General features: G+C 69.3%; 19 protein-coding genes and 1 tRNA gene. 11 read left to right on the top strand and 9 right to left on the bottom strand.

The window, feature by feature from the left end:
* The first annotated feature begins 47 nt into the window (after nt 1–47).
* Genes WDU93_RS10935 through WDU93_RS10945 form a run of 3 tightly spaced genes read left to right on the top strand, consistent with a single transcriptional unit; the run spans nt 48 to nt 1,866 of the window.
* Nucleotides 48–629, top strand: a complete 582-nt coding sequence (locus tag WDU93_RS10935) for an isochorismatase family protein (RefSeq protein ID WP_337320526.1) — start codon at nt 48–50, stop codon at nt 627–629.
* A complete protein-coding gene (locus WDU93_RS10940) occupies nt 626–1,177 on the top strand; it encodes a DUF1697 domain-containing protein (protein ID WP_337320528.1) in 552 nt (183 codons plus the stop codon). Before WDU93_RS10935 ends, WDU93_RS10940 begins: the two co-directional genes overlap by 4 nt.
* The gene (locus WDU93_RS10945; RefSeq protein WP_337320530.1) at nt 1,174–1,866 is read left to right on the top strand and encodes an aspartate/glutamate racemase family protein; all 693 of its coding nucleotides are present in this window, start codon (nt 1,174–1,176) and stop codon (nt 1,864–1,866) included. Before WDU93_RS10940 ends, WDU93_RS10945 begins: the two co-directional genes overlap by 4 nt.
* A 4-nt stretch (nt 1,867–1,870) precedes the next feature.
* On the opposite strand, the gene WDU93_RS10950 is transcribed toward WDU93_RS10945, so the two are convergent.
* The 3 genes from WDU93_RS10950 to WDU93_RS10960 are packed head-to-tail and all read right to left on the bottom strand — an operon-like array spanning nt 1,871 to nt 4,781.
* Nucleotides 1,871–2,746, bottom strand: a complete 876-nt coding sequence (locus WDU93_RS10950; RefSeq protein ID WP_337320532.1) for a flagellar basal body-associated FliL family protein — start codon at nt 2,744–2,746, stop codon at nt 1,871–1,873.
* Nucleotides 2,747–2,802: 56 nt separating this feature from the next.
* A complete protein-coding gene (locus WDU93_RS10955) occupies nt 2,803–4,104 on the bottom strand; it encodes a sensor histidine kinase (protein WP_337320534.1) in 1,302 nt (433 codons plus the stop codon).
* Nucleotides 4,104–4,781: a response regulator transcription factor gene (locus WDU93_RS10960; RefSeq protein ID WP_337320535.1), complete on the bottom strand. Its 678-nt coding sequence runs from the start codon at nt 4,779–4,781 to the stop codon at nt 4,104–4,106. Before WDU93_RS10960 ends, WDU93_RS10955 begins: the two co-directional genes overlap by 1 nt.
* Before the next feature lie 56 nt (nt 4,782–4,837).
* On the opposite strand from WDU93_RS10960, the gene WDU93_RS10965 reads away from it, so the two are divergent.
* Genes WDU93_RS10965 through WDU93_RS10975 form a run of 3 tightly spaced genes read left to right on the top strand, consistent with a single transcriptional unit; the run spans nt 4,838 to nt 6,879 of the window.
* Entirely contained in the window at nt 4,838–5,497 is a 660-nt protein-coding gene (locus WDU93_RS10965; RefSeq protein WP_337320537.1) for a YigZ family protein, read from the top strand.
* A gap of 41 nt (nt 5,498–5,538) precedes the next feature.
* The gene (locus WDU93_RS10970; protein WP_337320538.1) at nt 5,539–6,552 is read left to right on the top strand and encodes an NADPH:quinone reductase; all 1,014 of its coding nucleotides are present in this window, start codon (nt 5,539–5,541) and stop codon (nt 6,550–6,552) included.
* Between the two features lie 39 nt (nt 6,553–6,591).
* The gene (locus tag WDU93_RS10975) at nt 6,592–6,879 is read left to right on the top strand and encodes a hypothetical protein (protein ID WP_337320540.1); all 288 of its coding nucleotides are present in this window, start codon (nt 6,592–6,594) and stop codon (nt 6,877–6,879) included.
* Between the two features lie 16 nt (nt 6,880–6,895).
* Here the strand turns inward: WDU93_RS10975 and WDU93_RS10980 are convergent.
* Nucleotides 6,896–6,968, bottom strand: a tRNA-Lys gene (locus tag WDU93_RS10980).
* 71 nt (nt 6,969–7,039) lie between these two features.
* Nucleotides 7,040–7,699, bottom strand: a complete 660-nt coding sequence (locus WDU93_RS10985; RefSeq protein WP_337320542.1) for a fasciclin domain-containing protein — start codon at nt 7,697–7,699, stop codon at nt 7,040–7,042.
* 151 nt (nt 7,700–7,850) lie between these two features.
* Between WDU93_RS10985 and WDU93_RS10990 the strand changes: the two genes are divergently transcribed.
* The 5 genes from WDU93_RS10990 (at nt 7,851) to WDU93_RS11010 (ending at nt 12,674) form a co-directional block, all read left to right on the top strand.
* A complete protein-coding gene (locus WDU93_RS10990; RefSeq protein ID WP_337320544.1) occupies nt 7,851–9,557 on the top strand; it encodes a cytochrome c biogenesis protein DipZ in 1,707 nt (568 codons plus the stop codon).
* A 44-nt stretch (nt 9,558–9,601) separates the two neighbouring features.
* A complete protein-coding gene (sigK, locus tag WDU93_RS10995) occupies nt 9,602–10,201 on the top strand; it encodes an ECF RNA polymerase sigma factor SigK (RefSeq protein WP_337320545.1) in 600 nt (199 codons plus the stop codon).
* Nucleotides 10,198–10,974, top strand: a complete 777-nt coding sequence (locus tag WDU93_RS11000) for an anti-sigma factor (RefSeq protein WP_337320547.1) — start codon at nt 10,198–10,200, stop codon at nt 10,972–10,974. The genes sigK and WDU93_RS11000 overlap by 4 nt, the downstream gene beginning before the upstream one ends.
* Before the next feature lie 20 nt (nt 10,975–10,994).
* Nucleotides 10,995–11,624, top strand: a complete 630-nt coding sequence (locus WDU93_RS11005; protein WP_337320549.1) for a DNA-directed RNA polymerase subunit beta — start codon at nt 10,995–10,997, stop codon at nt 11,622–11,624.
* A 168-nt stretch (nt 11,625–11,792) separates the two neighbouring features.
* Entirely contained in the window at nt 11,793–12,674 is an 882-nt protein-coding gene (locus tag WDU93_RS11010; RefSeq protein WP_337320551.1) for an aminodeoxychorismate lyase, read from the top strand.
* Nucleotides 12,675–12,757: 83 nt separating this feature from the next.
* On the opposite strand, the gene WDU93_RS11015 is transcribed toward WDU93_RS11010, so the two are convergent.
* From WDU93_RS11015 to pstC, 4 genes are all read right to left on the bottom strand, one after another.
* Nucleotides 12,758–13,612 carry a type IV toxin-antitoxin system AbiEi family antitoxin domain-containing protein gene (locus WDU93_RS11015; RefSeq protein ID WP_337320553.1) on the bottom strand — a complete coding sequence of 285 codons (855 nt, stop codon included), beginning with the start codon at nt 13,610–13,612 and terminating at the stop codon, nt 12,758–12,760.
* Nucleotides 13,613–13,835: 223 nt separating this feature from the next.
* Nucleotides 13,836–14,615: a phosphate ABC transporter ATP-binding protein PstB gene (gene pstB, locus WDU93_RS11020; RefSeq protein WP_337320555.1), complete on the bottom strand. Its 780-nt coding sequence runs from the start codon at nt 14,613–14,615 to the stop codon at nt 13,836–13,838.
* 31 nt (nt 14,616–14,646) lie between these two features.
* On the bottom strand, nt 14,647–15,741 hold the full coding sequence (pstA, locus tag WDU93_RS11025; RefSeq protein WP_337320556.1) for a phosphate ABC transporter permease PstA: 1,095 nt from the start codon (nt 15,739–15,741) through the stop codon (nt 14,647–14,649).
* A gap of 1 nt (nt 15,742) precedes the next feature.
* Complete coding sequence (gene pstC / locus WDU93_RS11030) at nt 15,743–16,726, bottom strand: phosphate ABC transporter permease subunit PstC (RefSeq protein ID WP_337320557.1); 984 nt, start codon at nt 16,724–16,726, stop codon at nt 15,743–15,745.
* Nucleotides 16,727–16,731: the final 5 nt, after the last annotated feature.

The raw sequence follows: 16,731 nt of genomic DNA on the forward strand, positions 1-16,731 counted from the left end.
ACCCGGACGGGGCTTCGTCGTTCCCACCGACCGCGTACGCTCGGAGCATGAGCAAGGCACTTCTCATCGTCGACGTGCAGAACGACTTCACCGAGGGTGGCGCCCTTGCGGTGGCCGGAGGGGATGCCGTGGCATCCGCGGTGACGGCATGGATCGCCTCCCACCGGGATGACTATGCGCTCATCGTCGCCTCGCGGGACTGGCATGATGCCGAGGGCGACAACGGCGGGCATTTCTCCGCGCAGCCCGACTACACCGACACCTGGCCCGTGCATTGTGTCGCCGGTACCGACGGCGCCGCCTACGACCCGCTGCTGGCCACCGAGTCGATCACGCATCACGTGCGCAAGGGGCAGGGGAAGCCCGCCTACTCGATGTTCGACGGCATCACTGACGACGGGGCGACCGTGGGGGAGGTGCTCACCTCCCACGGCATCCTCGAGGCCGACGTCGTCGGCATTGCCACCGACCACTGCGTGCGGGCCTCCGCGCTCGACGCGATCGCTCACGGTCTGCGCGTGCGGGTGCTCACCGACCTTGTGGCCGGCGTCGGTCCCGCATCCTCCGAGGCCGCACTAGCCGAGCTCGCTCACGCGGGTGCCGAGCTCGCGCCGGGGACGCCCGCGTGACGGCGCGCTCGGCTCTGCTGTTGCGCGCCGTCAATGTCAGCGGGCGCAACCGCGTACCGATGGCCGAGCTACGCGCCCTGCTCGCGGAACGGACGACGCTCACCGGCATCAGCACCTACATCGCCAGCGGCAACGTGATCTGTGACACACCAGACGACGACTCGGCGGCGTGTGCCGAGGTGCGCGCCCTCATTGCCGAGGCGTTCGATGTCGACACTCCGGTGATCCATCGAAGCCACGCGCAGCTGGCCGCCGCGCTCGCCGAGAACCCCTTCCCCGACGCCGCATCCGACAAACTGCTGCATGTGATGTTCCTCGAGGGCGACGCGGCACCGGGGGCGATCGACGCCCTCCTGCCGCGTCTGCTGCCAGAGGAAAGGATCGCCCTGGTCGGGCGAGACCTGTGGATCGACTACGGACCCGCCGGCGTTCATTCCACGAAGCTCACCAAGACCGTGCTCGACCGCGGGCTCGCGGTGGCAGGCACGGGCCGCAACCTGCGCACCGTTCAGATGCTGGCCGCGCTCACCGCCGAGGGGAACGGATGAAACTGATTGGGATGCTCGGCGGAATGAGCTGGGAGTCGACCGCGGAGTACTACCGCCTGGTGAATGAGTTGGTGCGCGATCGACGGGGCGGCGTGCATTCGGCGCGCGTGATCGTGGACTCGGTCGACTTCGCCGACGTCGAAGCGCTGCAGGCAGCGGGCCGATGGGCGGAGGCGGGCACGCTGCTCGCCGCGCGGGCGCGGGCCCTGGAGAGCGCAGGGGCAGAAGTGCTCGTGCTGTGCACGAACACGATGCACTTGGTGATCGATCAGATCAGCGCTGCCGTCACCGTGCCGGTGCTGCATATCGCCGACGCTGTGGCCGCGCCGATCCGCGCGGCTGGCATCGACCGGGTGGGGTTGCTGGGCACCGCGTTCACGATGGAGCAGACGTTCTACCGTGATCGCCTCGCCGCCCACGGCATCCAGACGCTCACGCCCGATGCCGCAGACCGAGCCGTCGTACATCGGGTGATCTACGACGAACTGGTCCGCGGCATCGTGTCGGAGCAGTCCCGGCAGGCTTACAGGGAAGTCATCGGGCACCTCGTTCAGGAAGGAGCCGACGGGGTGATCCTCGGATGCACCGAGATCGAGCTTCTCATCTCGGCTGATGACAGCCCTATCCCCATCTTCCCGACCACGCGGATCCACGCTGAGGCCGTCGTGGATGCCGCGTTGCCCGGCTGAATGATCAGCTGTCGACGCCGGAGCTGACCACGGCGAGGTCGGCGTCGAGGTCGACGTCGACGTCCGAGCCATCGGGCATCCGCACGTCCACCTCGTACAGGTGGGTGCTGTCATCGCTCGTCGACACGGAGTGGATCGTGCCGTCGGTGCCGGCCTCTGCCGAGGCGGCCTCCAGGGCGGCGGCGATCAGATCCGAGAGCTTGTCGAGGTCGAGCAGCGGCTCGGGGCTCGTGTCTGTGTCGTCATCGTTGCGCACCGTCGCGGCGCCGTCGGTCGTGACGAAGACGTCGGGTTCGGTGTCGTCAGCGAGGCGCACCTCGATCTCATACCCGCCGTTCTCGACCTCGATCGAGACGACGCCCTCGGCGTCAGCGGCCGCCACCGCCGCCTCGGCGGCTTCCTTCAGCGACGCCGCGTCAGCGGGCACCGAACTGGTCGCGTCGGTCGAGGCGTCGTCACGGTCGCCGCGGTCATCACCGTCCCGATCACCGTGTCCGCCGGGGCCATGCTGACCGCCGTCGCCCTGACCGGGGCCGCCCTGTCCGGGGCCCTGCTGGCTGGTCGTGCGGTCATCGTCGTCGTTGTCGCCGACGTTCGCGCCGATCGCGTAGGCACCGCCGGCGACCCCGAGCAGCAGCACACCGGCCGCGACTCCCCAGAGGATGTTGCGTCGGCGACGCCCAGAGGAGGCGGGGGCGGCGTCCGCCTCCCCGGGGGTGCTCGACACCGCAGCGGGGGGCTGCTCCGGCAGGCGCTGCGTCTCGGCGTCCGCGACGGGGGATGCCTCGGAGGATGCCGCCGACGAGTCCGCTGCGGGAGTTGCGGTGTCGGGCACGGAGGGCTGCTCGGCGTCGGGCGTCTTGTTGTCGTCGTTGTTCATGGTTCCACTCTCGCGCGCGGGCGGTGAAGCCCCGCTGAAGAACCCTGAAGCCGCCTTCAGGCTTCGGTCGCGGCCGGCAGTGAGATGCTGAACCGGGCGCCCCCGGTGGGGGAGTCGTCCACCATGACGGCGCCGTGATGGGCGAGGACGATCTCCCGCACGATCGCGAGACCGAGCCCGCTGCCGCCGGCATCGCGCGCCCGCGCCTCGTCGAGGCGGGCGAAGCGGTCGAAGACATGCTCGCGCTCCGTGAGGGGAATCCCGTCTCCGTCATCCTCGACCTGCACGTGCACCCACGGTCCGTCGGTCCAGACACGGATCGTGACGAGCGCGTGGGCGTGCCGCGCGGCGTTGTCGACGAGGTTGCGCAGGGCACGCGCGAGCAGCGTCTCGGTGCCCAGCACCCGGCCGGGACCGATGCCGCGCCCATCGACCTCGACGCCGAGCGAGCGCAGGCGCCGTACCTCGGTCAGGGCCAGGTCATCAATGTCGGTGGGGCTCTGCGGGTGCGCGCGACGTTCGTCGAGGCGGGCCAACAGCAGCAGCCCCTCGACGAGGTCCTGCATGCGGGCGCCTTCATCGAGTACGACCTCGCTGAGGGTCTCGACTGGCATGGATTCGGGGTGGCTGCGGGCGACCTCGGCATGCTGACGGATCGTCGCCAGCGGCGACCGCAACTCGTGCGACGCGTCGCTGACGAAACGACGCTGTGTGATCTGTCCCTGTTCGATGCGATCCAGCATCCGATTCATGGTCTCGGCAAGTGCGCCCAGCTCGTCGTCGGCGCCGGCGTCGACGCGTCGGTCGAGGTCGGTCGCGTCGATCTCGTCGACCTGCCGGCGCATCCGCTCGACGGGCGCGAGCGCACGAGTGGCGACCACCCACACGACCACACCGACGAGCAGCAGCACGAGCGGAACGGCGATGACCAGCAGAACGGTCGCCGTGGTGACCGAGTCCTGCACGTGCGTGAGCGATCGGGCGACTGTGAGGGTGTGATCGTCGACGTCGTCGGAGACGGCGAGATACGTCTCACCGTCGATCACGACCCGTGCGGTGCGGTCTTCCGGCACGGTGGGGAGGGCGGCGGCATCCTCATCGTTGACGCCGCCGCGCGGGCCGGAGAGGCGCACGAGCAGATCATCGTCGATGTCGTCCAGACGCGGGCCGCCGCGCCCGTCGAGCCGTTCACTGATGCTGCTGAGGTCCTGTTCCAGCGAGACCCGCACGCCGTCGGTGAGGGTGCGTTCGAGCAGCCCCACGGTGGCGACGGCGCCGACGCCGAGCACGACGGCGACGACGATGAGCGCACCGGCGGTGACACGGCCGCGCAGGGAGCGGAACACCCGGCGGGGCATCAGCCGCCCCCGGCCGCGAGGCGGTAGCCGGCGCCGCGCACCGTCTCGATGGCGGCGCGGCCGAACGGGCGGTCGATCTTGGAGCGCAGATGGCCCACGTAGACCTCGACGATGTTCGCGTCGCCGTCGAAGTCGTCGCCCCACACGTTCGTGATGACCTCGCGTTTGGTGACGACCTCGCCGCGGCGGCGCAGGAGGAAATCGAGCACGGTCAGCTCGCGGGCGGTGAGGGAGATCTCGGTATCGCCGCGGAACACGCGTCGTGCGGCGGGGTCCAGGCGCAGATCGCCAGCTTCGAGCACGACGGGGCGCTCCCGGCCACCGCGACGGACGAGCGCCCGCAGGCGGGCGACGAGCACGGGGTAGGAGAACGGTTTGGTGAGCCAGTCGTCGCCGCCCGTGTCGAGTCCCTCGACCTCGTCCCATTCGCCGTCCTTCGCGGTGAGGAAGAGCACCGGGGTCCACACGTCGTCGGCGCGCAGCGCCTGACATACGCGATACCCGCTCATGCCGGGCATCATCACGTCCAACACGATGGCGTCGTAGTCGCCGTCGGTGCCCAGGCGCAGGCCGGTGAGGCCGTCATGGGCGACGTCGACGACCATGCCCTCGGCTTCGAGGCCGCGACGGATGCCGTCGGCGAGACGCACCTCGTCGTCGACAAGCAGGATCCGCATGCTGACAGTCTGTCGGGTCGAGGCTGAAGCGCAACTGAAGCGCGTAGCCTGGCGGGGTGCCTGCCTCCGCCTTTCCCGCGACCATCGCGGCGCCGGTGGACCACGAGCTGGTGATCAAGAAGTCGCGCTTCCTGACGCATCTCGCCCCGGTCTCCTCTCCGGATGAGGCGGACGCGGTGATTGCAGAAGCGCGCAGACGGGCCTGGGATGCGCGTCACCACTGCAGCGCCCAGGTAACGGGTCTTCGGGGTGACCGTGCCCGGTCGTCGGATGACGGCGAGCCGTCCGGCACCGCGGGGATGCCGATGCTCGAAGTTCTGCGTCGGCGCGAGCTGACCGATGTGGTGGCGGTGGTGACGCGGTACTTCGGTGGGGTGAAGCTCGGGGCAGGCGGCCTGGTGCGGGCGTACTCCTCGGCGGTGTCGGAGGCGCTGGATCACGCGGCGCTCGTGGATCGGATGCTGCTGACCGAGGTCACCCTCGCCGTGCCGCACGCAGAGGCGGGCCGGTTCGACAACCTGCTGCGCGAGTGGACGTCGCGGCACGGCGCGGTGCTGGGCGAGACGGTGTACGCCGCCGTCGCGGAATTCGCGGTCTGGACACCGGATGCGGCCGTTACGGCGCTGGTGGCTGAGGTCGCTGCGGCATCGGCGGGGGCGGTCACAGCCCAGGTCACCGGCACCGAGCGGGTCATCGACGTGGCGCGCGGCAACTGAGCCGGGTACCCGCGGGTGGGATCGTGCGGGAGACTGAGGGCATGAGCGACACGCCGAAGTCGATGCAGGCGGCGTACGTCGAGCGCCTCGGCCCGGTGTCGGAGATCCGCATCGGCGAGCTGCTCGTCCCGGCGCCCCGTGCGGGTGAGGTGCTCGTGCAGGTCGCTGCAGTCGCGGTGAACGCCGTCGACACCTTCGTGCGCTCCGGGTCGTACGCCACGGAGGTGCCGTTCCCGTTCGTGCTGGGGCGCGACCTGGCGGGGCGGGTCGCCGCACTCGGCGCCGATGTCGACGGCTTTCGGGTCGGCGACCGCGTGTGGACGAACAGCCTGGGGCATGCCGGCCGCCAGGGCGCGACGGCGGAGTACGCGGTGGTGCCGGTCGACCGGCTCTACCGCATCCCCGACGGCGTCGATGAGCTCCCGCTCGTCGCCACCGTGCACGCGGCGGCGACCGCCTTCCTCGCGCTGCACACCCACGCCCGGGTGCGGCCGGGCGAGACAGCGCTCGTCGCCGGCGCCGCGGGGAACGTCGGACGCGCGGCGGTGCAGATCGCGCGAGAGGCCGGTGCGCGCGTGATCGCCACCGCATCGGCATCCGATCTCGACGACGTGCGACGGCTCGGCGCCGATGTCGCCCTCGACTACCGGGATCCGGTGCTCGGGACGCTACTGCGCGAGGCGCTACCGCACGGCGCCGATGTGCACCTCGACACGTCGGGCCATCACGATCTCGATCTGGCAGTCGATCTTCTGGCACCGCGCGGTCGCATTGTGCTCATGGCGGGTCTGCGGGCGCGGCCGGAGCTGCCCGTGGGTGGCCTCTATACCCGTGACGGCTCGATCCTCGGCTTCGCGATCAGCTCGGCGACCGTGGCAGAGCTCGCGGATGCGGCGGAGCTCATCAACCGGATGCTGGCCAGCGGCACGCTCACGCCGCCCCGGATCGAAGAGGCGCCGCTCACGGCGGCGCGGGACGCGCACGCCCGACTCGAGGCCGGTGCGCTGCATGGCGTGAAGCTCGTGCTGCGACCGGCGCAGGCGCCACCCGATTGACTCTCGCGGAAACGGCGGCGAGAGGAGTATGTTCACGGCATGACAGGTCCTCATGCTGCGGCGGCGATGACCGCCACCGTGTTCGAAAAGGTCACCTGGGTGACCGCCGGTGTTGCGTTCGCGGTCGTGTTGAGCGTGCTGTTCGGTCTCACGTCATCGCCGCCGAATCCGGGGGAGCCCACGGTTTTGACGACCGCGCTGATCGTCAGTGTGGTCGTGCTCGCCGCCGCGCTGACAGCCGCCGTCGTCCTCACCGGCGTGCGGCACCTGCTCAACGAGCGCGCGCGGATGGCGGCGGATGCACCGGCGTTGACGGTGTCTCGATAACACGGAAGAAATGCGGTGGGCCCCGTGGGGCTCGAACCCACGACCCGCGGATTAAAAGTCCGATGCTCTGCCAACTGAGCTAGAGGCCCGTGCCTCCAGTCTAGGGCGCACAGAAGGGGCCCGCCGACGCGCGGTCGGCAGGCCCCTGTCTACGAACGGGTCACTCAGCCGGCGGCAGGAGCACCGTGTCGATGAGGTAGACCGTGGCGTTCGCGGTCTGCACGCCGCCGCAGATGACGTTCGCGTCGTTCACCATCCACTCATCCCCCGAGCCGGTCACTTCGAGGTCCGCACCCTGCACGGTGGTGTGCATCCCGGCGATGTCGGCGGGCTCGATCTGGCCGGGGACCACGTGGTACGTGAGGATCGACGTCAGCGTGTCGGCGTCGGTCTTCAGCGCCTCGATGGTGGCGGGGTCGATCTTGGCGAAGGCATCATCGACCGGCGCGAAGACAGTGAACTCGTCGCCGTTGAGCGTGTCGACGAGGTTGACGTCCGGGTTGAGCTGACCGCTCACGGCCGCGACCAGCGTGGTCAGCAGCGGGTTGTTCGAGGCGGCCACGGCGACAGGGTCCTGCGACATGCCCTGGATCGACCCGTCGCCATCCGGAACGGCCTCGGCGTACGCCTCGCAACCGGGACCGACGAGGTTCGCCGCCGGGTCCATCATGTCGGGCGTGGCCTCTGTGGTCTCGGTCGTCTCGGGCTCCGTCGACGGAGTGGACTCCGAGCTGCTGCCCGCGGCACAGCCCGCGAGCACGAGCGTGCCGGCGAAGCCGAGGGCGAGGGCTGCGGTGAACTTCTTCTTGGTGCTGAACATGACAACCTCCGAGGTTCGCGGCCACGGACTTCCCGCGGCGTCATGAGGTCTTCGGCGCCCCTCGCCGATCGGATGGGAGATCCTTCGAAAATCTTCTGATCCAATCCGAAACCCGCCTCTGACCCGAACAGGCGGTGACGGAAGGCGGATCATGGATCTCATCATCATCGGGTTGCTCGGCGGCCTCATCACCGGCATATCGCCCTGCATCCTGCCCGTGCTCCCGGTGATCTTCCTCACGGGTGGGGCGCAGTCGGCACGTTTCGAAGGGGAGAGCGTGCCGGCTCGCCGCAGCCGCCCCTACTTCGTGATCGCCGGCCTCGTGCTCAGCTTCACGCTCGTCACCCTCGCCGGCTCGCTGCTGCTGGGTCTGCTGGGGCTACCGCAGGACCTGCTGCGCTGGGCCGGGATCGTCGTGCTTCTGCTGCTCGGTGTCGGTCTTCTCGTGCCGCGCTTCGAGCAGCTGCTGGAGAAGCCCTTCCAATGGCTGCCCCGCAAAGAAGTCAGCAACCGCGGCAACGGCTTCGGCGTCGGACTCGCCCTCGGCGCGGTCTTCGTGCCGTGCGCCGGTCCGGTGCTCGCCGCGATCATCGTCGCCGGCGCCACCGGACAGATCGGGGTCGGCACCATCACGCTCACGCTGTCTTTCGCGATCGGCGTCGCCCTTCCGCTGTTGATCTTCGCCCTCGCCGGGCGGGGACTGATCGAGCGCATCCGAGCGTTCCGCACCCGCGAGCGCGGCCTGCGCATCGCCGCCGGCATCGCGATGATCGCCCTCGCGGTGGGCCTCATCTTCAACGTGCCGCAGGCCCTGCAGCGGCTCCTGCCCGACTACACCGCCGGCATCCAGCAGGATCTCGCCGAACAGCAGGGCGACGCCCTCGACCTCGGCGGCCTGGTGACCGACGAGAACCGCGAACTCGACAACTGCACCAACGGCGCCACCGTGCTCGAGGAGTGCGGGCAGGCTCCGGCGATCCGCGGCATCCAGGAATGGCTCAACACCGACGACGGGGCCGCACTCGATCTCGGCGAGTTGCGAGGGCAGGTCGTGCTCATCGACTTCTGGGCGTACTCATGCATCAACTGCCAGCGCTCGATCCCGCACGTCGTCGCCTGGGACGAGGCCTACCGCGACGCGGGGCTGCAGGTCATCGGCATCCACTCGCCCGAGTACGCCTTCGAGAAGGATGCCGGAAACGTCGCCGCCGGCATCCGCGACTTCGGCATCGAGTACCCCGTCGCGCTCGACAACACGCTCTCCACCTGGACGGCGTACCGCAACCGCTACTGGCCTGCGCACTACCTGATCGACGCCTCCGGCACCGTGCGGCATATCTCGTTCGGGGAGGGGAACTACGCCGCGACGGAGAAGATGATCCGCGAACTGCTGCTCGACGCCGACCCATCGGCCGACCTACCCGCGGCGACTGACGTCGAGGACGCAACGCCCGACGTGGGCAGCACCACGCGCGAGACCTTCCTCGGATCGGCGAAGGACGTCAACTATGGCGGTGACGGCGCCTACCGGGCCGGCAGTGCCGACTACACGTTCCCCGACGAGCAGCCGGCCGACAGCTTCGCGCTCGACGGACAGTGGCGCATCGAGACGCAGTACGCCACACCGGAACAGGGCGGCGCCGGCATCCGCCTGAACTATCGCGCGGCCGAGGTGCGCACCGTGCTCGCCGGCACGGGAGAGATCACCGTGCGCGTCGATGGGGGAGCGCCCACCGTGATCGCGGTCGATGGCACCCCGCGATCGTACGCGCTGCTCAAGGCTGAATCCTCCCGCACGGGGACCATCGAGATCGACGTCTCGCCCGGTGTGCAGGTCTATTCGTTCACCTTCGGGTGAGACGACGCGGTCCGAGGAAGACGAAGCAGAGCGGAGGATGCGGCATGCTGGAGGAGATGGTCATCGACGGCGTGGACGTGCCGGAGGACGGTTCGGCGAGGGATCTCGCCGCCGACCTCCTCGTTCGCGTTGCCGCCGGCGACCAGACCGCCTTCGCCGAACTCTACGATCTGCTCTCGCCGCGCGTGTTCGCGCTCATCCTGCGGGTGCTGGTCAACCGCTCGCAGAGCGAAGAAGTGCTGCAGGAGGTCTTCCTCGAGGTCTGGCAATCCGCTGGCCGGTTCGCTCCGAACAAGGGGCAGGGCAGAACCTGGGTGCTCACCATCGCCCATCGCCGCGCGGTCGATCGGGTGCGTGCGTCGCAGTCCAGCGCGGATCGTGACACACGCATCGGGATCCGCGACCTGGCCGACGCGCGCGACGTGGTCGCCGACACGGTCGAGTCGCAGCTGGACGGCGAACTGGTGGTGAGCGCGCTCGCCGCACTGCCCGAGGCGCAGCAGGAGGCGCTGATCCTCGCCTACTACGGTGGCTACTCTCAGAGCGAGATAGCCGCGTTGACCGGATCGCCGCTGGGGACGATCAAGACACGGATGCGGGATGGGCTGACCAGACTGCGCACAGAACTGGGGGTGATCCTATGACCGAGGAAGAATTCGATGAGCTCGCCGCAGGGCACGCCCTGCATGCGCTCTCGGATGCCGACGAGCGACGCTTCGCCGAGGCGCTCGCCGAGAACCCGCAGTGGCGCGACCGCGTCGACGCGCATGCGGCGGCTGCCGCGGCGCTCGCCGAGGTCGCGCCCTCAGTGACACCTCCCGCAGAGATCAGGGCGGCACTGCTGGCGCAGATCGCGCAGACCCCCCAGGGGGAGCCGCAGGCGGATCCGACGATGGATGCCCTCCCCGAGCATCCCGCGACCGATCCGGTCGTGAGTGCTGCTGCTGCCGCGCCGCGGCGCGGCTGGTCGCGGAGGCTGTTCACCCTCGCGGCATCCCTCGTACTCATCGCCGGCCTCGGTGTCGGAGCCGCGGTGATCGTGCCGCAGCTGCTGCGCTCCGACGAGGTCGTCGCCCTCGACGAGGTGCGCGGGGCCGACGATGTGCAGGAGGCGACCGTCGAGATGGACTCGGGTGCCGAGGCCACCGCCTACTGGTCGGAGGACCTCGGTAAGGCCGTGCTGGTCACCGCGGGCATGGATGACGCAGGCGAGGGGCAGACCTATCAGCTGTGGTTCGTCCGCGGCGATACGCCCGTCGCGGCCGGTGTCTTCGACCCGGAACAGGGTGCGGCCACCGCGCCGCTCGAAGGAGCGCTGCACGAGGGTGATGTCATCGCCGTCACGGTCGAGCAGGACGGCGGCTCGCCCACAGGCGCGCCGACGAGCGACCCCATCCTCGTCATCCCCACCGCCTGAGCGCGGCGTAGCCTGGAGGGATGCCAGAGCAGTTCCACCGTCCCGTCCGCCGCCCCACCGCCGCCTTCGACAACCTCGTCGCGCAGGCTGACCCGGCAGAGCAGGCGCGCGTCGCGCACGCCACGGCATCGGCTCTGCTGGAGCGTGCGCGTACGGATATCACGGGTGAGAGCGCGGAGCGGATGATCGCCTTCGCCGCCGAGCAGGGCATCGACGACATCGCCGAGCTGTGGGCGAATGCGCCGGCCCGTTCTCTGCCGGGGGCCTTGTGGCGGCTGTACCTGTTGCAGGTGTCGATCCGCGATGACGCCGGGATGACCGCGCTGCTGTACGAGCGGGGCCGGGTCGAGCTGCGCAGCGCGGATGCGGTGATCGCCGGCGCTCCGGCGCCCGCGTCTCCCGAGGAGTTGGCGGCGCTGGTCGACACGATTCTGCGTGGCGTGTTCCGTGGTGACTTCGCCGTCGCGTTGGAGCGCGCGGCGTCGTACTGCCGGGTGCAGGCGGCGGGGGCAGTGCATCTGGCCGGTGATTACGAGAACACCGAGCCCGGTCGTGCCGGCGAGCTCACCCGGCGGGCATTGCGGCTGAGCACCTACGCCGACGACCTCAGTGCGTCGGCGGTGGCCTGGCGGCGCGGAACCCTCACCTGACGGGTCAGATCGCCCTGATCGGGGCAAGAAAAAAGCCGGACCGCAAGAACGCCTCTCGGCGGAAGGCCGCTCGCAGCGGCAGAAGTTGGAGCCCGGGGTTATGCGGCCCGGCCGATCAATAATAACGCGTTCTCGGCGGGAGTATTCCCCGCGGCCTAAGCTCATCTCATGGCACAGCGTTTCGCCCTGATGATCACCCCCGTCGACGCCGACGAACAGCGAGCCGACTTCTCCGACAGCTTCACCGCGGTCAACCCCACCGCCCCCGCGCTGAGCGTGGGAGAGCTGAGCACGCAGCGCGGAGACGGCGTCTTCGAGTCGATCGGTGTGGTCGACGGGCATGCGCAGGAGGTCGAGCCGCACGTGCAGCGGCTCGCGCACTCGGCGAAGCTGTGCGACCTGCCGGCCCCGAACCTCGAGCAGTGGCGGCAGGCGATCGCGCTCGCCGCGGCGGAGTGCGGGCCCGGTGAGGCCGTCATCAAGCTCATCCTCAGCCGTGGCGTCGAGCACGGGCCCGCGCCGACGGCGTGGGCGACGGCTGCGCCGGCATCGGACTTCTCGGCCGCGCGCACTGACGGCATCCGCGTCGTCACCCTCGATCGCGGCTACGACCTGGGCGCGGGGGAGCGGGCGCCGTGGCTGCTGCTCGGCGCGAAGACGCTCTCGTATGCGGTGAACATGGCGGCGCTCCGTGAGGCGCACCGACGGGGTGCCGATGACGCGGTCTTCGTTACGCGCGACGGCTACGTGCTCGAAGCGCCGACGGCATCGCTCATCATTCGTCGTGGTGAGCGGTTCATCACGCCGGCGCCGTCGGGTGGCATCCTGCATGGCACCACCCAGCTCAGCGTTTACGAGTACCTCGCCGATCAGGGGCTGACCGCGGAGTACGCCACGCTCACGGTCGACGACCTGGCCGGGGCGGATGCCGCCTGGCTGGTCTCCAGCATTCGCCTCGCTGCCCCGATCACGGCGGTCGACGGTGCACCCCTGCCGGTCGATGCGGCCTTCACGGCCGCCCTGAACGCGTACCTGCTCTCGCCCCGCTGAGTCGATGTGCAGGATGCCGGGGACGGATCATCCTGCACCGGGCGTGTCCCCCCGCGGCGCGCCGTGGCGACCCGGTTTGGTCTCTAGGACGCCACGCGTCCGGCCGGGCGCAGGTGAGCGCCCGAGCGCACGACGGCCAGGATCGCCGCCTCCACGTGCGGCCAATGATGCACGATCATCGAGTAGTCGAAGCGCAAGGTCTGGTATCCGCGGGCCGCGGCAGCAGCATCCCGCCAGAGGTCTTTGTGGCGCTGCTGCTCCCGCTCATGATTCTCGCGGCCGTCGCACTCGATGAGCAGGCAGTCGCCGATCTGGATGTCGACTTCGCCGACGCTCGCGATCATCACCTGCGTGCGCACACGGATGCCCAGCCGGTGCAGCCGCAGCCGCACGAGCGACTCCAGGCCGCTGTCGGCATCGGAGCGAGCCAGCGCCATCAACTCCCGCATGCGCACCGGCAGGTGATGCCACAGCCAGGCGAGTCCTGCCGGGGAGATCAGCGACCAGCGCAGGGCCGACTCCAACGCGGCGAAGAACGTCTCGTCGTCGGTGCAGACGGCGATCTGCAACAGCACGTTGGCCACCGGCGGCAGCTCGCCGAACGCCGGCATCCCGGCATCCCAGTGCATGCCCTGATCGTCGCCGTGCACCGTTCCGGTCGCGCCGACCCACACATGCCCCGGCGTCTCGGTGAGAATCCACAGGCCGATCAGCCGACCGGCATCCGTGCAGGCGGGAACCCCACTGCGCTCGGCGGCGCCGCGCAGGATCGGCGACACGTCAGCCGACGCGTACACACCCTTGCGGATCCGGATGATCTCGCCTGCGCCGACCGCTCGGGCGAGCTCGCGCTCGCTCACCCCGCGCCGTCGTAGCCCCGCTGTCCGCGCGATCCCACCGCACGCGAGGAGCGCGGCGGCAGCAGACAGGGTTCGCATCCCCCGATCCTGGCGCGCCCAGGCCCGGCCACCTGTGCCGGAGGCCGGGGCCTGTGGACAACACCCGTCAGCATCCGTCCTATGGACGAAGAAGGGATGCAGGATGCCGGGGACGAAAAGAAGAGGGTGCGGCGTGTCACACTGCGACACGCCGCACCCTCGTCAGGTCATCCCTCACATCCCACGACCCGAACGCCGGGCCAGAGACGAACCAGGCGTCAGATCATCCGAAACGACCCGAGACGTAGTCCTCGGTGGCCTGCACGCTGGGCGTGGTGAAGATGGTGGCGGTGTCGTCGTACTCGATGAGGTTGCCGGGCTTGCCGGTGCCGGAGATGTTGAAGAACGCCGTCTTGTCGGACACGCGGCTGGCCTGCTGCATGTTGTGGGTGACGATCACGATCGTGTACTCGTTCTTCAGCTCGCCGATCAGCTCTTCGATCGCGTAGGTCGAGATCGGGTCGAGGGCCGAGCACGGCTCGTCCATCAGCAGCACCTCGGGCGAGACGGCGATCGCGCGGGCGATGCACAGACGCTGCTGCTGACCGCCCGAGAGGCCCGAGCCCGGCTTGTCGAGGCGATCCTTGACCTCGTTCCACAGGTTGGCGCCCGCCAGGGACTTCTCGACCAGTGCGTCCTCATCCGAGCGCGACATGCGTCGGTTGTTCAGCTTCACGCCCGCGAGCACGTTCTCCTTGATCGACATCGTGGGGAACGGGTTCGGGCGCTGGAAGACCATGCCCACCTGGCGGCGGACGAGCACCGGATCGACGCCAGGACCGTACAGGTCCTTGCCGTCGAGCAGCACCTCACCCTCGACGCGGGCGCCGGGGATGACCTCGTGCATGCGGTTCAGGGTGCGCAGGAAGGTGGACTTGCCGCATCCGGACGGACCGATGAAGGCGGTCACGCTGCGTGGCTGGATGTCGAGGGAGACACCCTCGACGGCGAGAAAGTCGCCGTAGTAGACGTTGAGGTCGTTGACTTCGATGCTCTTGGACATAGTGTCGGGTTTCCTTCGGGTCGGACGCGGCTCAGCGGCCGGCGGTCTTGGGGGCGAACCACTTCGCGATCAGGCGCGCGAGCAGGTTCAGCAGCATGACGATGAGGATCAGGGTGAGGGCGGCGGCCCACGCGCGTGCGACGGAGGCGTCGGCGTTGGTGCCCTGGTTCATGTACTGGTTATAGGCGAACACGGGCAGGGTCATCATCTGCCCGCTGAACAGGTTCGTGTTCAGGCTCATGGTGAATCCGGCGGTCAGCAGCAGCGGCGCCGTCTCACCGATCACGCGGGAGATCGAGAGCATCACCGAGGTCATGATGCCGGCGATCGAGGTGGGCAGTACGACCTTGAGGATCGTCAGCCACTTCGGCACGCCCAGCGCGTAGGCGGCCTCACGCAGTTCGTTGGGCACGATGCGCAGCAGCTCTTCGCTGCCTCGCACGACGACGGGCGTCATCAGCACGGCCAGCGCCAGCGCACCCATGAAACCCATCGAGATGCCGGGGCGGATGAACAGGGCGAACACCGAGTAGATGAACAGACCCGCGACGATCGAGGGGATGCCGGTCATCACGTCGACGAGGAAGGTGATCGTCTTCGCGATGCGGCCGCGGCCGTACTCGACGAGGTAGATCGCCGTCATGAGCCCCACGGGCACGGCCATCACGGCGGCCATGAGGGTGATCAGCACGGTGCCCCAGATGGCGTGCACGATGCCGCCGCCGTCTCCGACGACGTTGCGCATCGAGTAGCTGAAGAACTCGGCGTCAAAGCGCTGGATGCCGTTGGCGACCACGGTCCACAGCAGCGAGATCAGCGGCAGCAAGGCGATCACGAACGCAGTGGCGACCAGGGCGGTCATCAGGCGGTCGACGGCGTTGCGGCGGCTCTCGGCGATCGACGAGATGACGGTGATCAGCACCATGTACAGGATCACGCCGAAGAAGACGGCCCCGACGATGTTGAAGTCGGCGAGGTCCTGACCGACCGAGGCGACACCGATCACGGTGAACGAGATCAGCAGGCTGAAGCCGAGCAGAGCCCACGGTGCCCAGCGGGGCAGACGACCCGAGGTGAGCGACGACGCGGGGGCGGAGGTGGCGGGCGGCGCGGTGAGCGTGTTCATGTCAGTTCGCTCCAGAGAACTCGGCGCGGCGCGCGACGATCCAGCGGGCCAGCGCGTTGACCGCGAAGGTCACGACGAACAGGATCAGACCGGTCGCGATCAGCGTGTTCACACCGGTGTCGTGCGCCTCGGGGAATGCGAGGGCGATGTTCGCCGGGATCGGGGTCGGGTTGGTGGAGGTGAGCACCAGGAAGCTGACCACGGCCGAGGGCGAGAGCACCATGGTCACGGCCATCGTCTCGCCCAGCGCGCGGCCCAGGGCCAGCATCGCGGCCGAGACCATGCCGCCGCGGGCGAAGGGCAGCACAGCCATGCGCACCATCTCCCAGCGGGTGGCGCCCAGGGCGAGGGCGGCCTCTTCGTGCAGCTTCGGGGTCTGCAGGAAGACCTCGCGGCAGATGGCGGTCATGATCGGGATGACCATGACGGCGAGCACGAGGGCCGCCGTGAGGATGGTGCGACCGGTGGGGGAGACCTGGCCTCCGAAGAACGGGATCCAGCCGGCGTTCTCGTTCAGCCACACGTAGAAGGGCTGCAGCAGCGGGGCCAGCACCAGGCCGCCCCAGAGGCCGAAGACCACCGAGGGCACGGCGGCGAGCAGGTCGATGACATACCCAAGGAAGCCGGCCAGGCGACGGTGCGAATAGTGCGAGATGAACAGGGCGATCCCGATCGAAATCGGGGCGGCGATGAGCAGCGCCATGAACGACGCCCACAGCGTGCCGAAGGCGAGCGGCCACACATACGCCCAGAACGACTCACCCTCGAGGATGTGGTTGTCGCTGGTGTCGGGGTTGAACGCCGGGATGCTCTGGATGATGAGGAAGGTCGCGACCGCGGCGAGCACGATCAGGATGATGATCCCCGCGCCCAGGGCGGTGCCAGAGAAGATCCGGTCGCCGAGGCGCTGCTTGGCCTTGATGGGCGCCGGAGGGGCCGCCGGGGCAGGCGGCGCGGACGGCGCCTGCGAAGTCGTCGTGCTCATGGTCT

Origin of the sequence: Microbacterium istanbulense, assembly GCF_037204145.1 — a bacterium.
GTDB lineage: Bacteria > Actinomycetota > Actinomycetes > Actinomycetales > Microbacteriaceae > Microbacterium > Microbacterium istanbulense.